General features: G+C 65.0%; 18 protein-coding genes. 14 read left to right on the top strand and 4 right to left on the bottom strand.

The window, feature by feature from the left end; translation table 11 throughout:
- The first annotated feature begins 252 nt into the window (after positions 1-252).
- The 7 genes from L0U84_RS43980 (at position 253) to L0U84_RS08935 (ending at position 7,150) form a co-directional block, all read left to right on the top strand.
- Positions 253-558 carry a GNAT family N-acetyltransferase gene (locus L0U84_RS43980; RefSeq protein ID WP_326491162.1) on the top strand — a complete coding sequence of 102 codons (306 nt, stop codon included), beginning with the start codon at positions 253-255 and terminating at the stop codon, positions 556-558.
- Positions 559-676: 118 nt separating this feature from the next.
- Positions 677-1,468, top strand: a complete 792-nt coding sequence (locus L0U84_RS08960) for a TatD family hydrolase (protein ID WP_233849328.1) — start codon at positions 677-679, stop codon at positions 1,466-1,468.
- 52 nt (positions 1,469-1,520) lie between these two features.
- A complete protein-coding gene (locus tag L0U84_RS08955; protein WP_233849327.1) occupies positions 1,521-2,243 on the top strand; it encodes an ankyrin repeat domain-containing protein in 723 nt (240 codons plus the stop codon).
- A 210-nt stretch (positions 2,244-2,453) separates the two neighbouring features.
- Positions 2,454-2,810 carry a Rap1a/Tai family immunity protein gene (locus tag L0U84_RS08950; protein WP_090804794.1) on the top strand — a complete coding sequence of 119 codons (357 nt, stop codon included), beginning with the start codon at positions 2,454-2,456 and terminating at the stop codon, positions 2,808-2,810.
- 159 nt (positions 2,811-2,969) lie between these two features.
- Positions 2,970-4,193, top strand: a complete 1,224-nt coding sequence (locus L0U84_RS08945; protein ID WP_233849326.1) for a mechanosensitive ion channel family protein — start codon at positions 2,970-2,972, stop codon at positions 4,191-4,193.
- 219 nt (positions 4,194-4,412) lie between these two features.
- Complete coding sequence (otsA, locus tag L0U84_RS08940) at positions 4,413-5,825, top strand: alpha,alpha-trehalose-phosphate synthase (UDP-forming) (protein ID WP_233849325.1); 1,413 nt, start codon at positions 4,413-4,415, stop codon at positions 5,823-5,825.
- A gap of 257 nt (positions 5,826-6,082) precedes the next feature.
- A complete protein-coding gene (locus L0U84_RS08935; RefSeq protein WP_233849324.1) occupies positions 6,083-7,150 on the top strand; it encodes a glycosyltransferase family 4 protein in 1,068 nt (355 codons plus the stop codon).
- 240 nt (positions 7,151-7,390) lie between these two features.
- Here the strand turns inward: L0U84_RS08935 and L0U84_RS08930 are convergent, their stop codons facing one another.
- From L0U84_RS08930 to L0U84_RS08920, 3 genes are all read right to left on the bottom strand, one after another.
- On the bottom strand, positions 7,391-7,978 hold the full coding sequence (locus tag L0U84_RS08930; protein WP_233849323.1) for a BPSL1445 family SYLF domain-containing lipoprotein: 588 nt from the start codon (positions 7,976-7,978) through the stop codon (positions 7,391-7,393).
- Positions 7,979-8,365: 387 nt separating this feature from the next.
- Entirely contained in the window at positions 8,366-8,815 is a 450-nt protein-coding gene (locus tag L0U84_RS08925) for a hypothetical protein (RefSeq protein WP_233849321.1), read from the bottom strand.
- Positions 8,816-9,052: 237 nt separating this feature from the next.
- Positions 9,053-9,352, bottom strand: a complete 300-nt coding sequence (locus L0U84_RS08920; RefSeq protein WP_129962586.1) for a PsiF family protein — start codon at positions 9,350-9,352, stop codon at positions 9,053-9,055.
- Between the two features lie 450 nt (positions 9,353-9,802).
- On the opposite strand from L0U84_RS08920, the gene L0U84_RS08915 reads away from it, so the two are divergent.
- Complete coding sequence (locus L0U84_RS08915; RefSeq protein WP_233849319.1) at positions 9,803-10,102, top strand: YciI-like protein; 300 nt, start codon at positions 9,803-9,805, stop codon at positions 10,100-10,102.
- A 580-nt stretch (positions 10,103-10,682) separates the two neighbouring features.
- Positions 10,683-11,894, top strand: coding sequence for a transposase (locus L0U84_RS08910; protein ID WP_233849317.1), 1,212 nt, complete (start codon positions 10,683-10,685; stop codon positions 11,892-11,894).
- A gap of 71 nt (positions 11,895-11,965) precedes the next feature.
- Here the strand turns inward: L0U84_RS08910 and L0U84_RS08905 are convergent, their stop codons facing one another.
- Positions 11,966-13,537 carry a mannose-1-phosphate guanylyltransferase/mannose-6-phosphate isomerase gene (locus tag L0U84_RS08905; protein ID WP_326491161.1) on the bottom strand — a complete coding sequence of 524 codons (1,572 nt, stop codon included), beginning with the start codon at positions 13,535-13,537 and terminating at the stop codon, positions 11,966-11,968.
- Positions 13,538-14,142: 605 nt separating this feature from the next.
- Here L0U84_RS08905 and L0U84_RS08900 point away from each other — a divergent pair.
- The 5 genes from L0U84_RS08900 to L0U84_RS08880 all read left to right on the top strand — a co-directional run bounded on the left by L0U84_RS08900 (position 14,143) and on the right by L0U84_RS08880 (position 21,116).
- On the top strand, positions 14,143-15,540 hold the full coding sequence (locus tag L0U84_RS08900) for an undecaprenyl-phosphate glucose phosphotransferase (protein ID WP_233849315.1): 1,398 nt from the start codon (positions 14,143-14,145) through the stop codon (positions 15,538-15,540).
- Positions 15,541-15,620: 80 nt separating this feature from the next.
- Positions 15,621-17,093, top strand: coding sequence for a UDP-glucose dehydrogenase family protein (locus tag L0U84_RS08895; RefSeq protein WP_233849313.1), 1,473 nt, complete (start codon positions 15,621-15,623; stop codon positions 17,091-17,093).
- Positions 17,094-17,126: 33 nt separating this feature from the next.
- Positions 17,127-17,582 carry an arsenate reductase/protein-tyrosine-phosphatase family protein gene (locus L0U84_RS08890; RefSeq protein WP_233849311.1) on the top strand — a complete coding sequence of 152 codons (456 nt, stop codon included), beginning with the start codon at positions 17,127-17,129 and terminating at the stop codon, positions 17,580-17,582.
- Positions 17,576-18,781, top strand: a complete 1,206-nt coding sequence (locus L0U84_RS08885) for a polysaccharide biosynthesis/export family protein (protein ID WP_233849309.1) — start codon at positions 17,576-17,578, stop codon at positions 18,779-18,781. Before L0U84_RS08890 ends, L0U84_RS08885 begins: the two co-directional genes overlap by 7 nt.
- A 136-nt stretch (positions 18,782-18,917) precedes the next feature.
- A complete protein-coding gene (locus L0U84_RS08880; protein WP_233851982.1) occupies positions 18,918-21,116 on the top strand; it encodes a polysaccharide biosynthesis tyrosine autokinase in 2,199 nt (732 codons plus the stop codon).
- The last annotated feature ends 25 nt before the right edge of the window (positions 21,117-21,141 follow it).

Genomic DNA, 21,141 nt, shown 5'->3' with positions numbered 1-21,141 from the left:
TGCACTCGGGAAGCCTTTGGTCTTTTCTCATTCAAGCCGACCCACCATGAGCCTTTCCTACCGCGACGCGACGCTGGACGATCTGCCCGCGATCGTCGCCATCTACAATTCGACCGTCCCGTCGCGCCAGGTCACCGCGGACCTCGAGCCGGTCAGCGTCGAGAGCCGGCAGGCGTGGTTCGATGCGCACGGCCCGCAGAAGCGGCCGCTGTGGGTGGTCGAGGATCCGAAGCAGCCGGGCCGTGTCGTTGCGTGGCTCAGCTTTTCCGATTTCTACGGCCGGCCTATCAGCGCACCGCCGAAGTCAGCATCTATCTCGACGAAAGCGCGCGCGGCCAGGGCCTCGGCAAGCAACTGCTGGCTGCGTCGCTCGACGCGGCACCCCGTCTTGGCATCGACACGGTGCTCGGCTTCGTGTTCGGTCACAATGATGCGAGTGTGCGGCTGTTCCGCGGCTTCGGCTTCGACGCGTGGGGTACGTTGCCGTGCGTCGCGGTGCTGGACGGCGTCGAGCGCGATCTGGTGATTCTTGGCAAGCGCGTTGCGCATGCCGGTTGAGTAAGCTGTGTAAGCACGCTGCCGGAGCCCGGGCCGCCCGAGCCATCCAAAGCTGTTCCAGGCGGCCCCCGGCCGCGCAATCGCCCGGCCGCCCGCCCATTTTTCGCAGGACCTGACCATGTTTGTCGATTCGCACTGCCATATCAACTTCGAAGGACTCGCGGACCGTCTGCCGCAAGTGCTCGAAAACATGCGCAGCCATTCGGTCTCGCACGCGCTGTGCGTGTCGGTGGATCTCGAAACGCTGCCGTCGGTGCTGGACATCGCCAGCCGCCATGACAACGTGTACGCGTCGGTTGGCGTGCATCCCGATCACGAGCACATGCGCGAGCCGAGCGTGGCCGAGTTGGTCGAACTGGCGGAACACCCGAAGGTCGTCGCGATCGGCGAGACCGGGCTCGACTACTACCGGCTCGAAGGCCGCTCGATCGCCGACATGGAGTGGCAGCGCGAACGCTTTCGCACGCACATCCGCGCCGCGCACGCGACGAACAAGCCGCTGATCATCCACACGCGCTCGTCGGCGGAAGATACGTTGCGCATCATGGCCGAGGAGCGCGCGGGCGTGCCTGGCGGCGTCATGCATTGCTTCACCGAGCCGTGGGCCATCGCCGAGCAGGCGCTCGCGCAGAATTTTTACATTTCGCTGTCGGGTATCGTCACGTTCAAGAGCGCGACCGACGTGCAGGACGTCGCGCGCCGCGTGCCGCTCGAGCGTTTGCTGATCGAAACCGACTCGCCATATCTCGCGCCGGTGCCGTATCGTGGCAAACCGAATGAACCTGCGTACGTCAGTTATGTCGGACGCTTCATCGCGCAGCAACGCGAGATGCCGGACGAGGCGCTGGCCGCCGCAACCACGCAAAACTTCTTCAGGCTGTTCGGAATCGCCGCGCCGGCCGGAGTCTGAACTAGAAATCCTTGTAACATCAAAGAGATAGGAAGATTTCCTAAAGTACCATATGAAAAATATTTCGACGTCGTCCGCTGATTTTCAACCGCTGTCCGCCGGGCCGGCCGCCCGGGCTCTCGCACCGGCGCGCCGTCTCGCGTGCGCCGCGGCGCTCGTGTGCGCGGCGCTGGCCGCGGTGCCCGCGCATGCGGCACCGATCGATACGCTGATCAAGGGGGTCAAGTTCGACGATGTCGACGGCGTCAACAAGCTGCTCGCGAAGGGCATGGACCCGAACAGCGTCGACAATCAGGGCATGCCGCTGCTCGTGATCGCCGCGCGCGAGAAATCCGACAAGGTCGCGGCCGCATTGCTCGCCAATCCGAAGACCGACATCGAGATTCAGGACAAGGCCGGCGAGAACGCGATGATGATGGCGGCGCTGGTCGGCGACCTGAACTTCGTGAATCTGCTGATCGCGAAGGACGCCGAGGTCAACAAGAAGGGCTGGGCGCCGCTGCACTACGCGGCCGCGAACGGCCACGACGACGTCGTCAAGGTGCTGCTCGACCACTCGGCCTACGTCGATGCGGGCTCGCCGAACGGCACCACGCCGCTGATGATGGCCGCACGCGGCGGCCACGTGTCGACCGTCAAGCTGCTGCTCGACAACGGCGCGGACCTGTCGGTGAAGAACCAGATCGGCATGACCGCGCTCGATTTCGCCAAGACCTACAAGGAGCCGGACGTCGTCGAAGGGCTCACGGCGCGCATGCAGCAGCAGAAGCAGTAACGCTGTGCGCAGGCGGCGCGCTGCGCCCGCGAGGCGTCCGGCGCCTCGCGAGGCCGTGCCGCCTGGCAGCCGTTTTGTCCGCCCGGTGCGGCAGCGAGCCTGCTGTCACCGCGTAAAACAGTGCAGAATGACGACTTCGGCGCGCCGCGTGGCGCGCCGTCCGGACGCGGCAGAAAGACCGCGTGATAAACAACCCTGGAAAGGAACACCATGCTGCGGGCTTTGATTTTCGCCGGCGCGCTTGCCTTGCCGCTTTCGGCAGCCGCGTTTACGGGAGGCGACCTCAACAAGCTGTGCACCAAGACGGATGTGGCTTCGCGTAGTGCCTGCGCGGCCTATATCGAAGGCGCGGCCGACGGCATTTTCAACACGATCGACGCGATCGGCGGCACCACCGGTCCGCGCGTCGGCCAGTACTTCTGCCTGCCGCCGGATGCGCGCTCGGCGCAGTTGACCGATGCGGTGCGCAAGTACATCGCCGAGAACCCGAACGCCGCGGGCTACAACGCGAGCACCGCGATTTCGCTGGGACTCGGCAAGGCGTTTCCCTGCAAGAGCGGCGGCTGAGCGATAACCGCCGGGCATCGAAGAACCCGTTGTAACGCCCAGGCGCCATCGCGCGCGTCGGGTGTCGAGCTCATCGCTCCCGTTGGGAGCGAGGCTCCCGGATGTCAGTAGTCCCGCAGGCGCGCCGCCGCTCATCGAGCCCGGAGGAAGATGCCCGTTATGCCTACTATCGACGACTTCTACCGCGTGGCCGCGGCGCCGCTGCATACGTGGCTCGGCGCGTTGATCGTGACGCTTATCGTGACGATCGTGGCGATCGGCATTCACCGCTTCGGCGCGCGGATCGTCATACGTCTCGCGCGGCCGCACGCGCTTGCGAGCGTCGTGCTGCGCTACATCGACAAACCGTCGCTGTTCGCCCTCGTGATCCTCGTGTTCGCGTGGGTCTGGTCCGAAGCGCCCGATACCCTCAACTTCATCGAACCGGTGCGCGACGTCACCGGCATCGCACTGATCGCCGCGCTGACGTGGCTGTCGGTGCGCTCGGCCGCGGCGATCGGCGAAGCGATCATCCGCGCCCATCCGCTCGACACCGCCGATAACCTGCAGGCGCGCCGCATCCATACGCAGGCGCGTGTGCTCGCGCGCTCGGTGATGATCGTGATCGTGATCATTGGTGTCGGCGGCGCGCTGATGACCTTGCCCAACGTGCGGCAGATCGGCGCGAGCCTGCTGGCGTCGGCTGGTGTCGCCGGGCTCATTGCCGGTATCGCGGCGCGGCCTGTGCTCGGCAACCTGATCGCGGGCTTGCAGATCGCGCTGTCGCAACCGATCCGCCTCGACGACGTCGTCGTGATCCAGAACGAGTGGGGGCGCATCGAGGAAATCACCGGCACTTACGTGTCGGTGCGGTTGTGGGACCAGCGTCGGCTGATCGTGCCGCTGCAATGGTTTATCGAAAATCCGTTCCTGAACTGGACGCGCAGCAGCTCGCAGATCATCGGCACCGTGTTTCTGTTCGTCGATTACCGGATGCCGCTCGCGCCGCTGCGCGAGGAGCTCGCGCGCATCGTCGAGAACGCGCCCGAGTGGGACCGTCGCGTGCAGGTGCTGCAGGTGACGGACTGCACCGAGCGCGCGATGCAGCTGCGCGCGCTCGTCAGCGCGCCGGATTCCGGCCTCGCGTGGGACTTGCGCTGCCGCGTGCGCGAAGGGCTGCTCGATTTCGTTCACCGGCATTACCCGGAATACCTGCCGCGGGCGCGTGCCGAGGTGTCGGCGGAACTGGAGACCAGCGGCGCCGCTCCGGCAGACTGGCTGCCGCGCAGCCGGCAGGCGCCGGCCGGCAGCACCGCCGCGCATACCGAAGCCGATCCGGTGGCGAGCCGCCTCGGCCGCACCGGGGCGGCCGAGGTCGCGCAGAAGGCGAAAGAGCAGGCTTAGCCGGGGGTTGCGGAGCGCGACTCTGGTGTGGTGAGAGTTGAGCGGTGAGAGGTGCGCGGTCAGCGCCGGTTTGCCAGCTGGACATCGCGCATTGCAAGTCACCAGCGGCCAGCGCGTTCACGCCCGGCGATCCGCGGGCACGCCGATTGCTGCCACCGGGGCGCGCCACGCCGGCTCAGGCGGCGCGGCGCACCGCAAGAACTACGGAGGAGATGCACTATGGGTCGATTGATCGTCGTGTCGAATCGCGTCGCGACGCCGACGGAGACCAAGGGATCGGCGGGCGGGCTCGCGGTCGGCGTATTCGGCGCGCTGAAGGATGCGGGCGGCGTCTGGTTCGGCTGGAGCGGCGACGTGGTCAGCGAAACGGTCGCCAACGCGGGGCCGACGCTCGAGCAGGACGGCGCGGTGACCTTCGCGACCGTCGGCTTGACGCGCAAGGATTACGACCAGTACTACCGCGGCTTTTCGAACGCGACGCTGTGGCCGGTCTTCCACTATCGCAACGACCTCGCGCGCTACGAGCGCGAGGAGTACGCGGGCTACCGGCGCGTCAATGCGTGGCTCGCGCACAAGCTGGTCAAGCTGCTCGAACCCGACGACGTCATCTGGATTCACGACTACCATCTGATCCCGTTCGCCGAGGCGCTGCGCAGCGAAGGCGTGACGAACCGCATCGGTTTCTTCCTGCATATTCCGTTTCCCGCGCCGCAGATCCTGCTCAACATTCCGCCGCACGAGGAACTCGCGAAGTCGCTGTCGTGCTACGACCTGCTCGGCTTCCAGACCGCCACCGACCAGCAGGCGTTCCACGACTACGTGACGCGTCACGCGCGCGGCACGGTGAGCGCGGACGGCATCGTCGAGGCGTTCGGGCGCAAGCTGCGCACCGGCGTGTACCGGATCGGCGTGTTCCCCGACGAAATCGCCGAGCAGGCCAAGCGCTACGAAAGCCGCCAGCACGTGCTCGAACTGAAGCAGAGTCTCGAGGGGCGCAAGCTGATCATGAGCGTCGACCGGCTCGATTATTCGAAGGGACTGGTCGAGCGTTTTCGCGCGTTCGAGTTGCTGCTCGAGCGCTCGCCCGAGTGGCGCGGCAACGTCACGCTCGTACAGATCGCGCCGCCGACGCGCTCGGACGTCGCGACCTATCAGAAGATCCGCCAGGATCTCGAATACGAGGCGGGACGCATCAACGGCCGCTACTCGGGGCTCGATTACACGCCGATCCGCTATTTGAATCAGCAGTACGACCGCTGGAAGCTGATGTCGCTGTTTCGCGAGTCGCAGATCGGCTTCGTCACGCCGCTGCACGACGGCATGAACCTCGTCGCGAAGGAGTACGTCGCCGCGCAGAATCCCGACGATCCCGGCGTGCTCGTGCTGTCGATTTTCGCGGGCGCCGCGGCCGAGCTCACCGGCGCGCTGCTCGTCAATCCGCACGATGCGATCGGCATGTGCGAAGCCTTGCAGCGCGCACTGCAGATGCCGCTCGATGCGCGTCAGCGCCGTCACGAGATCAACATGGCCGCGCTGCGCGAGAACGATCTCGGCGTGTGGCGCGACAGCTTCCTCAGGGATCTGCGCAGCATGCCCGTGCGCGGGTCGGGCGAAGGCGGCGGCCACAAATGATGGCGCGGCGAGAGCCTCAGGCCCGCGCGCCCGGTGGGCGGGCTCGCATCACCGGATGTAAGCCGCATGTAACAGCACCGAGCAATTGCAAGACCTGCGGCTTTTGCGCCGCTCCCAGGGAATAATGCCCCGTAGCGACGATGCATCCGACGCATATGCGTCGCGTGCATTGATCCGACGTCATGGCGCTGTCATACTCGGCGTCGCCGAGGGCATCGCGTTTGGTGCGCCAGCCGTCGGCTCATGGAGACACAAATATGAAGATTGCGCAGATCGCCCCGCTGACCGAATCGGTGCCGCCGAAGCTTTACGGCGGTACAGAGCGCGTCGTGTCCTACATCACCGAAGCGCTGGTCGAGCAGGGCCACGACGTGACGCTGTTTGCGAGCGGCGACTCCGTCACGAGCGCGAAGCTCGAACCGGTGTGGCCGCGCGCGCTGCGGCTCGATCCGGGCATTCGCGACCGCATCGCGCCGCACATGCTGCTGATGGAACTCGTGCGCCGCCAGGCCGAAGACTTCGACGTGCTGCATTTTCACCTCGACTACTACTCGTTCTCGGTATTCAAGCGGCAGGACACGCCGTTCGTCACGACGATGCACGGCCGGCTCGATCTGCCCGAGCAGCAGCCGGTGTTCGACACGTTCAACACCGCGCCCGTGATCTCGATTTCGAACGCGCAGCGTCATCCGCTGCCGCAGGCGCGCTGGCTCACCACGGTCTATCACGGCCTGCCGGAGCAGCTGTATACGCCGCAACCGGTCGAGCAGAAGTACCTCGCGTTTCTCGGCCGGATTTCGCCGGAAAAGCGCGTCGATACGGCGATTCGCATCGCGGGCCGTTGCGGCATGCAGATCCGCATCGCCGCCAAGGTCGATTCGGCCGACCGCGAATACTTCGAGCGCGAAATCCGGCCGTTGCTCGACCTGCCGTACGTCGAGTACATCGGCGAGATTGCCGACCATCAGAAGGCCGAGTTTCTGTCTGGCGCGCATGCGCTGCTGTTTCCGATCGACTGGCCGGAGCCGTTCGGTCTCGTGATGATCGAGGCGATGGCGTGCGGCACGCCGGTGATCGCGTTCAACCGCGGCTCGGTGCCGGAAGTGCTCGAAGAGGGCGTGACCGGGTTTATCGTCGAGGACGAGATCGGCGCGGTGGCGGCCGTGAACCGGCTGCACAAGGTGCCGCGCGCGGGCGTGCGGCAGCGCTTCGAGGAGCGCTTCACGTCGCACCGGATGGCGCGTCAGTATGTGGAGGCGTATCAGTCGGTGATTCGCGCGCAGAAGCGTTCGAGGTTCAAGGTGGTGGACTCGTCGGGCGGTTGACGGGGGATCGTTGCCAGTGTCGAAGCGAAGGACGGCGGTGCGCGATGCGCAGCGCCGTTTTTTTTCGCGTGAGTTCTTTCGCGCTTGAGCGGCAGCATCGGTAGCCGACCACAAAAAAAGCCGCGCGACGACCCACTCAGGGCCCTTCGCGCGGCTTTGGCCGCGTTGCGATCCGGATGCCACACCTGCGCGTCGCGATGCGCGCGCGAGGCGTTCAGCACAAGATCCCGATCAGCGCACTCAGATCTTCAGACGCGACACCTTCGTGCCTTGCAGCGACACGTCGCCCATCAGGCCCGCGTTGGTCAGCACGAAAACCTGCACCGGCGCGGTGGCCGTGGTCGTGTCGACGGCGCCGTTCGCGCCGACCTTCACGAGCGCGACCGATGCATCGACGCCAGCCGACCAGCCGTCGGCGTTGCGGAATTTGTCGAGCGAATCCTGCGTCATGAACAGGAAGATGAGCGCCTTCGATTGCGCGCCCGCCGTCAGGCCGAACGAGCCGGACACGGTGCTGTAGTAGCCGACCGTCGCGCCGCCCACCCGCAATGCGCCTTCGCCATACTGGCCGCCGACGATAAAGCCCGCCTGCAACACCGACGGGAACACCAGCACGCCGCGCGCCTTCGACACCAGTTCGCGCGAGCCGGGCACGGTCGTGAACAGCCTGGACATCGTGCCGTCGACGCTCGCGTCGATCGACTGTCGTTTCGAGGCGTCGACATGAGCATTGTCCGGCGTGCTGCCCGTGGTCGTGCACCCGGCGAGTGCGAGGCCTCCGAAAGCAAGCGCAGCGGTCGTCTTCAACATGAAGTGTCGTCTTTGCATCGTTTTTCTCCGTCATGGACCCGGGGCGCAACCGTCGTGGTGTCGCCTGGTTGCCTCCGAGTTATAACACAGGCTGCTGTAAAAGGCGCGTCGCGCGACAACGCGAAAAGCCTTATGGGACAAGGGTTTGAGGCCGATCGCCAGGGCGTTTTCCAGTAACTTTGACCGGCCTTTCGCACGACCTCGAAGCGCGCGCCGAGCAACCATCGGAGGGGGCGAAGCCGACAAGCGCCCGAGGCGCGGGGATTTTGGGGACGCTTCGGCGCACTCACGCGATGCGCCGGTTTTTACCGATTTCCGCGTTGCGCGGCGGCCCACCCACATGGAATTGAAAGTGTTGCTTCGACGCTGCAAATTGCAGCGGAGTCCAGGCGGCGCGGCCGCCGCTCACCCGTGATTCGCCGGACTCTTGACCGCGGGAGGGCGCCGCAGCGCGCGGCGCACCATGCCGATGATCACGCCGATCGCGAACAGGATCGCCGCCGGCACGACCCAATAGCCGATGAACGCGTGCCACAGATAGCCGTACAACGTCGAGCGGCGCACGCTGTATTCGTCGATGGCCTCCTGCTGGCGCGGCGCGTTGGCGGCCAGCACGTCGGCCGGGCAGCCGGCGGCTTTTGCCTCGTCGGGCTTGCCATGGCAACGCGCAGGCGCGCCGGCGGCGCGCTGCGCGCCGGTGAAATTCCAGGTGGTCAGCGCGCGGTCGAGATCGACCGCGTTATACGACATTTCCTCGCGGATCTCGTTGACCGCGACGATCGCCACGGGCACGGCCCAGAATATGATGACCAGCAGCCACCGCCTTAGCCAGCGGTTTTTGTGCTTCGATACCATCCTTGCCTCCGATCGATGCTCAGTAGCACCAACGACAAGATGGCGGCCCGCGTAGTTGATTGGTTCTATATGTGAGGGTGGGCCGTCTCCGCAGCCATCATAGAAGAAATCGGCGCGTTGCGGCGGGCGGACTGCGAAGCGGGGGGATTCGATCGGAACGCCGCGTGGGCGGGACGATGCGCCGGCGCCGAGTCGGTCTCGGGGCGCCGGCGTGAGGGATATGGCTACGGCCGTCGCTTAGTTCGCCGGCGCCGAGGAGGACAGACAGGTCTTCATGAACGCCTTGCGGTCGTCGCCCTTTTTGTCGCCCGCCTGCTTGTTGCACGCCTTCATCTTGTCCTGCTGGCTCATCGGCGCGGCGGCGGCCGGCTTCGACGAAAGACAGGTTTGCATGAACGCCTTGCGCTCGTCGCCTTTCTTGTCGCCCGCCTGCTTGTTGCAGTCGGCCATCTTGGTCTGCTGGCTGTTCTGCGCGAACGCCGGCGAGACGAGTACCGCGCCCAACACCAGCGTAGCGATAGCGGATTGGATTTTCATGGGACACTCCATCGGTGGTGAAAACGTTTTTGGTCGTTCATGCGCGCGGGCGACGACGGCATCCATGGGCCCATCGGCGCATCCATTATGGCAAATGCCGTCTGCCAGAACGGCTCAAAATGCATTCCGGTTGACAGCGGACTGCGCTCGTTTTCCCTGACTGGCGCGCAGCAACCGACACTATCGCGTTTGAAACAATCGAATCAACGGGAGTGCGAATTTTGTTATGCAATCCGGATTAATCGAGTCGACTATTTCTACCATATTGAAATGAAATTACGGTGTCCGCTATTTGGGTTTATGAAGAATGCGCAATGAGCATTTCTACATTGCTGCGAATGCAATTGAATAAAAAATAAGCATGAAATTCGGCAGCCACTGCTATGCTCGAGCGCGCTCCGACGCATGCCGCTCTCCATGTCAACCTTGATCCTTGCGAGGAGACTTACGATGCATTACCTGTTGATGTACGACCTGGTACCCGACTATCTGGAGCGGCGCGGCGAGTACCGCGACGCGCATCTGAAACTCGCATGGGCTGCCGTCGAGCGAGGCGAACTGCTGCTGGCCGGCGCGCTCGCCGAGCCGACGGACGGCGCGGTGCTGCTCTTCAGCGGTGCGTCGGCGGCGGTCGCGGAAGCCTTTGCCAAGGCCGATCCGTATGTGCTCTCCGGACTCGTCACGCGTTGGCGCGTGCGCGAATGGACCACGGTCGTCGGCGAGCAGGCAGCGAAGCCGGTGCGCCCGTAACGTCGCTCGAAGCAACATCGACGTTTCCATAACGCGTCGAACGCCGCGCATGCGCAGTGGCCGCATGCGCGGCTCACATTGCCTCCATGCCACCCCGCATGCTCGTCGCGCTCTTCTCGGCGACGCTCGAAACCGCTGATCCGACTCACTATCGAAGGGGCTGGAAATGCATGCTCAATCGGCAATCAGATTTCTAAATCCCATTCTGCTCGATCAGGCGGCATTGTGCTTTGCAATAGCCCGATCCGATGTCGGATAAGCGGCGGCTTCTGTTACGGCAATACGAGAATCGACGCAGCGAAACAGACAAGATTGTTTCTATCCGTAACACTTGTCTCAACTGTACTCATGCAAACAGCGGGATGGTATGCTTCGTGCACAAATTTTCCCACGCACGAGTGAGACCGCGTTTTGTGCTTCGCAATAGGGAAGATCCGCACCACGTGTGGGCGGACTGCTCCAACGAGCCGAATGGACAAAACAAATTTGTGCAACCGAGGGCCGCACACGGGTCGGGAACGCTGAGAATCCGTGGCAGGCCCAACGCCGCGGCCAGGCCAGGCCGCGTGGAGAAAATCCAATGTTTTTTGATGAACTAAACAACGACGAATGGGCGTTGCTCGCGCCGCTCGTCTCCGACGAGCCGGCCGTCCGTCTGAACCGGCGCGGCCGGCCGCGCGCCGAACCGCGCATCGTGACGAATGCGGTGCTGTGGATTCTGACCACGGGCGAGCCATGGTCGAAGCTGCCGGGCCGCTATCCGTCCGGTCCCACGTGCCGCCGCCGCTTCGAAGAGTGGCAGCTGAACGGCACACTGCTCGAGATGGTCCGCCTGCTGTCGCTAAGCGGGCGCACGTTCGCCTACATTCCCCAACCGGCCCCGCCCGTGACTGCCAGACCCGCGGCACCGGTTGCGCCAACCCCGATCCCGCGCGAAGACAATGGTCTGCGCGGCGTGTCGTGGAAGAGTTCCGAGTCGTGGCAGGCGCCGGGCGTCGCGAGCGCGTTGAGCCAATGGCGCACGGCCGATCCGATCGGCGACATCACGCGGCAATTGTCGGGGCTTGTGCCAGCGGCGGCGCCGGCAGGCCCGGCGGCGACATCGGCGTTCGCGACGTCAGCATCGGCGAGGCCGGTGACGGCGGCGCAAATCCACGCCGAACCGGCGTCCGGCACAGAAGAGCCCGTCACGGCCGACGACCCGCGCCCGTCGCTCGCGATCGGCCTCGCGCCGCGCGGCATGCAGGTCGCCGATTCGCGCGGGTATCTGGTCTACGTGGTGGTCGAGGAAGTGCCGAATGCGATGTATCGCGGGTGGGCGGAGATCATCAGGGACGGCAAGCGCGTCGAACGCTCCGGTCTCGTTGGTCCGCGCTTCACGGATGCGCAGCACGCGCAGCAGTTTGCGCTCGACTGGGCGCGTCAGTGGATCGATCGCGAATGCGCGACCGATGCGGCGGCGACGACGCTGGCGCACGGAACCACAGAGCCCGCGGCGGCGAACCCTGCGCAGCGCGCTGCGGGCCGTCCATTGCCGGGCCTGCGTCATGTGCCGGAACCGACGCCGATCAATGGCATCGCGAATCACACCGAAAATCACCCGGCAAATCACGGCGCGCCGTTGCACGGCCCGCTGAAGCCATCACTGAATGCATTGCGCGGGACGCTGCGCCGCTATCCGTCGGACACCGCGACAGCAGGCGTGGCAGGCACGCCCACGGTGACGACCGACAGCGGCACCGCGGAGCGCTTTTCCGCGACCTACAAGGAACTCATCTCGTACGTGGGGTGAGTCCGGCGGTCCCCGCGGCCGCTTTGCGCCGCCGCAGGGGATTGCGCTTCGTCATTGCGACCGCGCGCGGGTCATTGCCGGCCGTACGTATCGTCGAATCGCACGATATCGTCTTCGCCCAGGTACGACCCCGACTGCACCTCGATCATTTCGAGCGGCATCTTGCCCGGGTTTTCGAGGCGATGCGTGGTGCCGAGCGGAATATAAGCCGACTCGTTTTCGGACACGATAAAGCGCTCGTCGCCGCGCGTGACGAGCGCGGTGCCGCGCACGACGATCCAGTGCTCGGCGCGATGATGATGCATCTGCAGCGACAGCCGCGCGCCCGGCTTCACGACGATACGCTTGACCTGGAAGCGCTCGCCAGTGTCGACGGAATCGTAGTTGCCCCACGGCCGGTGCACCTTGCGATGATTGGCCGCTTCGATCCCGCCATCCTCGCGAATCCGGTTGACGATCTTCTTGACGTCCTGCACGCGTGATTTGTCGGCGACGAGAATCGCATCGGCGGTCTCGACGACGACGAGATCCTGCGTGCCGACGCAGGCAATCAGTCGTCCTTCGGAATGCGCGAAGGTCGAGTTCGCGCCTTCGAACATCACGCGGCCGCGGCTCACGTTGCGATCGGCGTCTTTCTCGGAGATGTCCCAGATCGCGTCCCACGAACCGACGTCGGACCAGCCGGCCATCAGCGGCACGACCACGCCGGACGCGACGCTCTGATCGGCGCCGAGCTTTTCCATCACCGCGTAGTCGATCGAATTCGACGGCGAGGCGCTGAAGCCATCGCGTTGCAGCCGGAAGAAGTCGCCGTCCGCCGTGCTGCCCGCGAAGGCCGCTTCGCAGGCGTCGAAAATGGCTGGCTGAAAATGGCGGATCGCCTTGAGCCAGGTCGATGCGCGCACGATGAAAATACCGCTGTTCCACCAGTATTCGCGTGATTCGACATAGCGCTGCGCGAGCTCGAGATGCGGCTTCTCGACGAAACGCTCGAGGCGATGCGCGACGAGGCGAGCCGATGCTTCGGTGTCCGCAGCATCGCGCGCATCGTCAGTACCGAGCGGTGCGCCGATGCGGATATAGCCGTAGCCGGTTTCAGCACGCGTCGGCACGATCCCCATCGTGACGATATGGCCGGCCGCCGCATGCTGAACGCCGGTGGCGACCGCCGCGTGAAAACCTTCGCTGTCGGTAACCGCGTGATCGGCGGGCATCACGACCATGATGCCGTCCTGGTCCTGCGCGGCGACGGACAATGCGGCCACCGTCAACGCGGGCGCGGTGTCACGGCCCACGGGTTCGAGTATCAGCCGGCTCGGCTTGCCGCTCGTGCGCAATTGTTCGGCCGTGGTGAAGCGCTGTTCTTCGTTGGCGACGACCACCAGTTGGCCGGCCAGCGGATAACCGGCTTCGAGCCCGTCGAGACGGCGGGTCGTCGATTGCAGCAGCGACTCTTCGCCGAGCAGGCCGATCAGCTGCTTCGGATGCTGCTCGCGCGACATCGGCCACAGCCGGGTGCCCGAGCCGCCCGCGAGAATCACGGGATGAACCTTGAGCTTGACGCTGGTTGTGGTTGACGCGACGGGCGATTGGGCGGGGGTGGGCCGGGTGCCGGTAGGCGTGACCGGGGCCGGAGCTGTCATGGTGAACTCTCCTCGAGGCTGGATGAATGCGTCGAGTTTTATCACGAAGTCGCGAATCAATAAAAGCGCGTTAAATACAATCCGGATAAAAGGCACATTGAATTTATTCGAAACGCAGGAAAAAAGTCTTGCCGATTTATTAAAAAATAAAAATTACCTGAAAAAATCGGCAAGGATTTTTTTCGCTTAATGATGAGTAAGAATGACAGCACGGATGACGCCCGTGCTTCGCGGATGAAACTGTTGGGAAAGCGAAAGCTCCTTTGGAAAGGCGCTCGAATCGGCTGTCCGGTAGCCGTTGTCGACCCGCTTTGCGGCAACAATTACCGCCCAAAATGCATAAAAAATATCGAAATTTTGACCGATACAATTTGAGATTTTTTGCGGTCTTGTCGTGCGAATTTTAATACCGCTTTATTGAGGTATGTACAAGGGTATTCACTCATTCGAACCAGATTTTCAGATTGGGGCATTCAGGCTCATTCAGTTCCATTCAACCGCTGGGCAGACGGGAAACATGAAGCGCAAATGATGAAAACCCGCGCGCAACACCCATTTCAACCAACCGACGGATCGCACTTGACTGACCAACAGAGGGGCGGCACATGCTGAGCGTTCTAGCGAGAATCATCGACATCGCCATGGTCGCGCTCGCCGCGGTGCTGGCGGCGGCGGTGCACAGCGGCGGACTGGTCTGGCTCGACGACATGCAAAGCATGTCGCTCGCGTTCGGATGCCTGCTCGTGGTGGTGTTCTTCCCGGCGCTCGGCATCTATCAGTCATGGCGCGGCAAGCCGCTCTACGATCTGCTGTCGCGCGTCACCGGCGGCTGGCTGATGGTCGAAGTCACCGGCGTGCTGATCAGTTTCAGCGTGCACCGCGCCGACAGCCTGTCGCGGTTGTGGCTCGTGTACTGGGCGCTCGCGTCGATCGTGCTGCTGGTCGTCACGAAGGTGATCGTCTATTCGATCCTGCGCGGGCTGCGCCGCGAGGGCTTCAATCAGCGCGCGGTCGCGATCGTCGGCGGCGCGCCGTACGGCCGCTTCCTGATCGAGCAGATGCAGGGCCGTCCCGAGGCCGGCTTCACGCCCGTCGTCGTGTTCGACGAGGACGGTACGGTCAATCCCTACGAAGACCCGGACGCGGCGCATGAGGTCGCCGGCGTGCCGGTCGAGCGCGACTACCAGCGCATGATCGAACTGGTGCGCCAGCGCGCGATCCGCGAGCTGTGGCTCGCGCTGCCGATCTCGAAGGAGAAGGCGATCCATCGCTTCGTGATGGATCTGCGCAACGACTTCGTGAACATCCGCTTCATCCCCGATGTCGGCAGCCTGACGCTGTTCAATCAGCCGATGGTCGAATTGCTCGGCGTGCCGGCGATCAATCTGGCCGCCTCGCCGATCACCGATCTGCGCGTGCTGCCCAAGCGCGTCTTCGACAGCCTGTTCGCGCTCGGCGCGTTGCTCGCGCTGTCGCCGCTGATGCTCGCAATCGCGCTGATGGTGAAGCTCACCTCGCCGGGACCGGTGTTGTTCCGCCAGCGCCGCAAGGGCATCGACGGCCGCGAGTTCGAGATCTTCAAGTTCCGCTCGATGAAGGTCCACAAGGAAGAGGCCGGCAAGATCACCCAGGCGACCCGGCGCGATCCGCGCATCACCGCGGTCGGCGCGTTCCTGCGCCGCACCAGCCTCGACGAGCTGCCGCAGTTCATCAACGTGCTGCGCGGCGAGATGTCGGTGGTCGGTCCCCGTCCGCACGCGCTCGAGCACGACGACATCTACAAGGATCTGGTGAAGGGCTACATGCACCGCTACCGGATCAAGCCCGGCATCACCGGCTGGGCGCAGATCAACGGTTATCGCGGCGAAACCGATCGCATCGAAAAGATGATGGGCCGCGTGAAGCTCGATCTGTACTACATGCAGCACTGGACCTTCTGGCTCGACCTCAAGATCGTCGTGCTGACGCTGTGGAAGGGCTTCGCGGGCAGCAACGCCTATTGAACGCAAAGCGCCGGGCCGCGCCGATGCCACGCATCGCGCGAGCGCATTCCTGAATCAACTCTCTTACCGAGGTGCAATCCATGAACCTGACGATCATCGGTAGCGGCTATGTCGGCCTCGTGACGGGCGCCTGTCTGGCCGACATCGGCCACGACGTGTTCTGTCTCGACGTCGATCAACGCAAGATCGACGTGCTCAACAACGGCGGCGTGCCGATCCACGAACCGGGTCTGCAGGAGATCATCGCGCGCAATCGCCGCGCGAAGCGTCTGACGTTTTCCACCGACGTCGAGGCCGCGGTCGCGCACGGCGACATCCAGTTCATCGCGGTCGGCACGCCGGCCGACGAGGACGGTTCCGCCGATCTGCAGTACGTGCTCGCGGCCGCGCGCAACATCGGCCGCCATATGAACGGCTTCAAGGTGATCGTCGACAAATCGACGGTGCCGGTCGGCACCGCGTCGCGCGTGCGCGACGTGGTGGCCGCCGAGCTCGCCGCGCGCGGCGTCGAGCAGATGTTCTCGGTCGTGTCGAATCCGGAGTTCCTGAAGGAGGGCGCGGCCGTCGAAGACTTCACGCGGCCCGATCGGATCGTGCTCGGCTGCGACGAGGACGTGCCCGGCGAAAAGGCGCGCGAACTGATGAAGCGCCTGTATGCGCCGTTCAACCGCAATCGCGAGCGCACGCTGTATATGGACGTGCGCTCCGCGGAATTCACCAAGTACGCGGCCAACGCGATGCTCGCGACGCGCATCTCGTACATGAACGAGCTCGCGAATCTGGCCGATCGCGTCGGCGCGGATATCGAGGCGGTGCGCCGCGGAATCGGTTCCGATCCGCGCATCGGCTACGACTTCCTGTATGCGGGCTGCGGCTATGGCGGCTCGTGTTTCCCGAAGGACGTGCAGGCGCTGATCCGCACCGCCGCTGATCACAACGCGAACCTGCGCGTTCTCGAAGCGGTGGAAGCGGTCAACGACGCGCAGAAGCAGATCCTCGCGCAGAAGATCGTCGCGCGTCTCGGCGAGGATCTGTCGGACCGCACGTTCGGCGTGTGGGGCCTCGCGTTCAAGCCGAACACCGACGACATGCGCGCGGCGCCGAGCCGCGAGCTGATCGCCGCGCTGCTGCGCCGCGGCGCGCGCGTGAAGGCCTACGACCCGGTCTCGATCGACGAAGCGAAGCGCGTGTTCGCGCTCGATCTGAAGGACGTGCCGCAGCAGCAGGCGCGCCTGTCGTTCGTCAACGAAGAGATGGAAGCGGCGAGCGGCGTCGACGCGCTCGTGATCCTGACCGAATGGAAGGTCTTCAAGAGCCCTGATTTCGATGCGCTCAAGCGCATGCTGAAGACGCCGCTGATCTTCGATGGCCGCAATCTGTACGAGCCGGACGTGCTGCTCGAACTCGGCATCGAGTATCACGCGATCGGCCGGCGGCACGCGTTGCGCAATGCGCCCGCGCGAGTCGGCGCGAACGCCGCGATGCAGGCGGCCGATGCTGCCGGGGCGGCCCGTGCCGCGGCCGTTACCGCGGCGCAAACCGCCGGCCGCTGAGGCCATTGCCACCGCCGCGCGAGGAGATCCGCCATGTTCGACAACGTTCTGATCGTGTGCCACGCCAACGTGTGCCGCTCGCCGGCCGCCGAGATGCTGTTCAAGGCGCGCCAGCCGCGCGCGCCGCGCCCGGGCGCCGCACCGATCGCGTTTCATTCGGCGGGCATTCGCGCGGTGAACGGCCACGGCATGGACCCGGTGATGCGGCGCCTGCTCCAAGAGCGCGGTGTCGCCGCCGGCATCCACCACGCGCGGCGCCTCGACCGCTCGCTGGTACGCGCGGCCGATCTCGTACTGGTGAGCGAGCGCGCGCAGGTGAGCAAGGTCGAGGCGCTCGAGCCGTCCGCGCGCGGCAAGGTCTATCCGCTCGGCAAGTGGGAAGCCGATTCCGACGTCGCCGATCCGCACGGCGGCGCGGAAGACGAATACAGGGAGAGTCTCGTGCTCATCGAACATCTGGTCATGGGATGGCTGAACAAAATATGCTGAAGAAACCCCGCATCGAAAACTCATTCGCGAGCTTGCGCGCAAAGCTCGTCGCCACGCTTGCGCTGACGTCCTTTCTGTCGGCTTGCGCGACCGCACCGGGCAATTATCTCGATACGTCGAGGCTCAAAGACAACGATCAGGCGCCGAGCGAAACCTATCCGGTCCATCTGATCGACGGCAACCTGATCATGGCGCAGGCACAAGCCGCCGCCGCCAGGCCCCAGGCGCTGCCGCCGTCGGCGCTGCCCGATGCGTCGCATTACGTGTACCACCTCGCGCCGCAGGACATCCTCGGCATCACCGTGTGGGATCACCCCGAGCTGACCACGCCGCAGGGCAGTACCTTGTCCTCGGGCGGCAACACCACGCAGACGATCGCGGGCGCGTTGCAGCAGCCGTATACGGCCGCGCTGCCGGGTCAGGCCGATCCGTACGGCCAGACCATCGCCGCCGACGGCACGATCTTTTTCCCCTTCGTCGGCCGCATCCAGGCCGCGGGCAAGACCACGACCGAGGTGCGCGATCAACTCGCCTCCCGCCTCGTGCCGTATATCCGCAATCCGCAGGTCGACGTGCGCGTGCTGTCGTATCGCAGTCAGAAGGTGCAGGTCACCGGCGAAGTGAAGCAGCCGGGACCGCTCGCGGTCAGCGACGTGCCGCTGACGCTGGTCGACGCGATCACGCGCTCGGGCGGCACCAACCCGGACGCCGACATCCAGCGCGTGCGCCTCACGCGCAACCACAAGCTCTACGTGCTCGACGCCGATCGCATGCTCGATCAGGGCGACACCACGCAGGACGTGATGCTGCAGAACGGCGACGTGGTCAACGTGCCTGACCGCACCGACAGCCGCATCTTCGTGATGGGCGAAGTGAAGACGCCGATCCAGGTGCCGATCGTGCGCGGCCGCATGACGATCGCCGACGCGCTCACGCAAGGGGGCGGCATCCTCAACACCGACGCCAATCCGCGCCAGATCTACGTGATGCGCGGTATGCGCGAGCATCCGACCACGCCCGAGGTGTTCCGCCTCGACATGACGCAGCCGGACTCGATCATGCTGTCCTCGCAGTTCCAGTTGCAGCCGCTCGACGTCGTGTACGTGGGCACCGCCGCGTCGACCACGTTCAATCGCGTGCTGGAGCAGGTGCTGCCGACCGTGCAGACGCTGTTCTATCTGAAGCAGCTGACGCGCTGAGCGTTTGAGCTGTAGCGTCCCGCGCCGCTGTTGTCCGGGCGACGCGGGACGAGCAACGAAAGCAGAAGTACCGCTGACGCGAAAGCCGAAGCCAACGACACGGGATGGAACAGTGAGCAATCAACTCTCTCCACACATGGCTGGTCCGATCAAGACCGAAGAAGAAGACGTCGTCCTCGGACAACTGGTGCAGGTGATCCTCGACGACATCTGGTGGCTGCTCGCGATCACCGCGATCATCGTCGCGATGGCGGTCGCGTACTGCTATCTCGCCAAGCCGACTTATTCGGCCGATGCGCACGTGCGCGTCGAGCAGTCCGACAGCATGTCGCAGGCGCTCACGCAAACGCAGACCGGCGCCGCGATCACCAGCGGCTCGACCTCGCTGGCGACCGACGCCGAGATTGAAATCATCAAGAGCCGCGGCGTGGTCGGCCCGGTCGTGCAGCAGCTGAAGCTGAACTTCAGCGTCACGCCGAAAACGATCCCGCTGCTCGGCAACATCGCCGCGCGGCTCGCGACGCCCGGCGAGCCCGCACGCCCGTGGCTTGGACTCACGTCGTACGCATGGGGCGGCGAAAACGTCGACGTCGACTCGATCGACGTGAGCCCATCGCTCGAAGGCGAGAAGCTGCTGCTGCGCGTGATCGACGCGCAGCACTATGAGCTGTTCTCGCCGAACGGCTCGTTGCTGCTGCGCGGCCAGGTCGGCCAGCAGGCGCAGGGCGGGGGCGTGACGATGCTCGTCAACGCGCTGGTAGCGCGCCCCGGCCAGGAGTTCACCGTCGTGCGCTCGAACGATCTCGACGCGATCACCGCGTTCCAGTCGGCGATCACCGTGCAGGAGCAGGGCAAGCAGACCGGCGTGATCCAGATCTCGCTGGAGGACAAGAGCCCCGCGCATGCGGCGCTCGTCGCCAATGCGCTCGCGCAGTCGTATCTGCGCCAGCACGTGTCGAACAAGCAGGCCGACGCGAGCAAGATGCTCGACTTCCTGAAGAGTGAAGAGCCGCGCCTGAAGTCCGACCTCGAACGCGCGGAGGCCGCGCTGACCGCCTATCAGCGTCAGTCCGGCTCGATCAACGCGAGCGACGAGGCGAAGGTCTACCTCGAAGGCAGCGTGCAATACGAGCAGCAGATCGCCGCGTTGCGGCTGCAGATGACCCAGCTCGAAGAGCGCTACGGCGACGACCATCCGACGCTCGTCGCCGCGCGTCAGCAGATGGCCGAGCTGCAGGCGCAGCGCACCAAATACGCGGACCGTTTCCGCGATCTGCCGGCGACCGAAGTGAAGGCCGTGCAGTTGCAGCGCGACGCCAAGGTCGCCGAAGACATTTACGTGCTGCTGCTCAATCGCGTGCAGGAGCTGTCGGTGCAGAAGGCGGGCACGGGCGGCAACGTGCATATCGTCGACGCCGCGCTGCGCCCCGGCGCGCCGGTCAAGCCGAAGAAGATGCTGATCATCTCGGCGGCCGTGATTCTGGGGCTGATCGCGGGCGCCGGTTTCGTGTTCCTGCGCCGCAATCTGTTCAAGGGCATCGACGACCCCGATCACGTCGAGCGCGCGTTCCATCTGCCGGTGTTCGGCCTCGTGCCGCAAAGCGCCGAGCAGGTGCAGCTCGAAAACAGCTACGTGCGCGGCGGCGAACGGCTGCGTCCGGTGCTCGCGAATGCGCGGCCGAAGGACGTGACGATCGAAAGTCTGCGCAGCCTGCGCACCGCGATGCAGTTCACGCTGATGGACGCGCGCAACCGCATCGTGATGCTGACGGGCCCGATGGCCGGTGTCGGCAAGAGCTTCCTCAGCGTGAACCTCGCGATGCTGCTCGCGCATTCGGGCAAGCGCGTGCTGCTGATCGACGGCGACATGCGGCGCGGCGCGCTCGAACGGCAGGTGGGCGGCATGCAGGAAAACGGCCTGTCCGAGTTGCTGAGCGGCCAGATCTCGCTGGAAGACGCGATTCGCGGTTCGAACATCGAGGGCCTCAGCTTCATCTCGTGCGGCCGCCGTCCGCCGAATCCGTCCGAGCTGCTGATGTCGCCGCGTCTGCCGCAGTACCTCGACGGCCTCGCGAAGCGCTACGACGTGATCCTGATCGACACGCCGCCGGTGCTGGCGGTGACCGATGCGTCGATCATCGGCGCGTATGCGGGCTCGACGTTCTTCGTGATGCGCTCGGGCATGCACAGCGAGCTCGAGCTTGCCGATGCGCTGAAGCGCCTGCGCGCGGCCGGCGTGCACGTGCAGGGCGGCATCTTCAACGGCATGCCGGCGCGCGCGCGGGTCGGCTACGACCGCGGCTACTCGGCGACCCAGGAATACCTGAGCACGTGAGCCGGGCAACCCACTCCAGCACCGG

The organism is Paraburkholderia sp. HD33-4 (assembly GCF_021390635.1).
In the GTDB taxonomy this organism is placed as follows: Bacteria; Pseudomonadota; Gammaproteobacteria; order Burkholderiales; family Burkholderiaceae; genus Paraburkholderia.
Note: the sequence above shows the minus strand (reverse complement) of the source record. Positions and strands in the feature narration are given on the sequence as shown.